Raw genomic sequence first — 1716 nt, 5'->3', positions numbered from 1 at the left:
CGGCATGGCGTTGACGATGACGGTGCTCACCTGGCGGCAGCGGTTCGTCGCGCTGGGCGCCGCGATCAGTATCGACCTCGTGTTCTGGGCGGTCCCACCCGGTCCGCTCACAAAGTTACCCAAACCCCCTGAAACATAAGGACGTTGATGAGACGCAATTCCCTTACCGGCTTAGCCGCCGTGTTCGTTTCGGCTGCGAGTGTGGCCGCATCGTTGGTGGTCGCAGGTCCGGCCGGTGCTGTCTCCGGCCAGCCGATGATCACTCTGGACGCGCCGACTCCGGTAGCCCTGCCGGCCGCTCCTGCCACGGCAGACGTGAACTTCGACTTCCACACCAAGACCAAGAACCTCACGGTCTACGACGTCACGCTGACCGTGGACGCCCGGGGTCTGTCGAAGATCGCCAAGGTGGCGTTCTCGAGCAACTGCACCGCCCATGGCCTGGTCGCCACGTGCTCGGAGTCGTTCCAGTCGGGCTCCGACCCGAAGAACGGCCTCGGGTCCATGACCCAGCTCACCCTGACCGCCCTCAGAGGCAGCCGACTGGGCGCCACAGGCACATACAAGATCACCGGCCGGTCCGCGCACGCGCAGATCGTGGGCGGTATGGGATCGGTCACCGTGGGAGGGCCGTCCTTCGGCCTGAACCGCCTCGCCGATCACACCAACCTGAAGGTCGGCGCCAACCTTACGGAACCGGTGCGGTTCACCAACGTCGGCAACCGTCCGGCTCGCGGCGTGCAGACCGTCCTGGCCGCCTCACCCGGCCTGGAGTTCGCCGACCACTACTCCAACTGCCAGTACGGGTCCAACGGCCCCGTCCATTTCGCCAAGTGCTACCCCAAGGGTGCCATCAACATCGCAGAGACGGCCGCCCTGTCCGCGCCGGTGCGCCTGCACGTGAACTCCGCCGCCCTGTTCACCTACCTCGACGTCCTCACCGCGCCTCTGGGCCAGCCCGGCTGGCCGGACGGCCAGGGCATCACGTGGACGTGGGGTAAACACTCCGCGCCCGCGCTCAAACTGAAGGTGATCAAGGCAGGCCGGCACTCTTCGGCCCCGGTGGGATCCGTCTCCCTGCCGCAGACCGGAACCGTCACCGACTACGGGATCGCGTCCCTCAAGGCCCGCAACACCGCCGACTTCGCGGTCTCCGGCGCAAGTGCTCAAGCCGGTGCGGGCACGACCGCGACCTTCGGCTTCCACCTGGCCGCAAACGGTCCGGCGACCCTGTATGACCGCAGCGGAGGTGAGGGAGTGCCCACAGCCTGGGTGACGCTCCCGCCCGGCACCACCGCCGTCGGCCATTCGGCCAATTGCGCCCCGTGGCAGGAGGACAATCCGACCGCCACCGCCAAGGGACCCTACGTCTGCAGCGTGCCGAGCTACATCGTGCCCAAAGGACAGATCACCAACTTCGCCGTGACCCTGCGGGTCGATGACGTGGTCGCCCATGCCGCAGGCAGCGTCCAGCTGGTCTGGGGACCGGACCCGGCCGACTCCCACCGGCCCGACTTCGATCCGGACAGCCGCAACGACTCCGCCGCCCTCACCGTGAACTGATCACAGGGCCGAGCAAATAGCGGTCCCTCCACTCGGTCTCCGCCACGGCGCGCAGGCCGGTGCCGGGCAACGCCTGCCTGGCAGCATGCAGGCCGGCCGGCTCCTGGTGGTCCTGCACCACGAGACGGGCCAGGACCGCTACCGCAAGGCGGC

1 protein-coding gene and 1 pseudogene are annotated in these 1716 nt (G+C 68.0%); both read left to right on the top strand.

Going from position 1 to position 1716, the window contains the following annotated elements; genetic code table 11:
* Positions 1-85 (top strand): annotated as a pseudogene (locus tag ABZ646_RS46180) (DUF5933 domain-containing protein); the annotation flags it as partial.
* A gap of 62 nt (positions 86-147) precedes the next feature.
* Positions 148-1563, top strand: a complete 1416-nt coding sequence (locus tag ABZ646_RS46175) for a hypothetical protein (RefSeq protein WP_360533667.1) — start codon at positions 148-150, stop codon at positions 1561-1563.
* Positions 1564-1716: the final 153 nt, after the last annotated feature.

This window comes from Streptomyces sp. NPDC007162, from assembly GCF_040634175.1.
Taxonomy (GTDB): domain Bacteria; phylum Actinomycetota; class Actinomycetes; order Streptomycetales; family Streptomycetaceae; genus Streptomyces.
The sequence above is the reverse complement of the archived record's forward strand: the minus strand, read 5'-3'. Positions and strand labels throughout refer to the sequence as shown.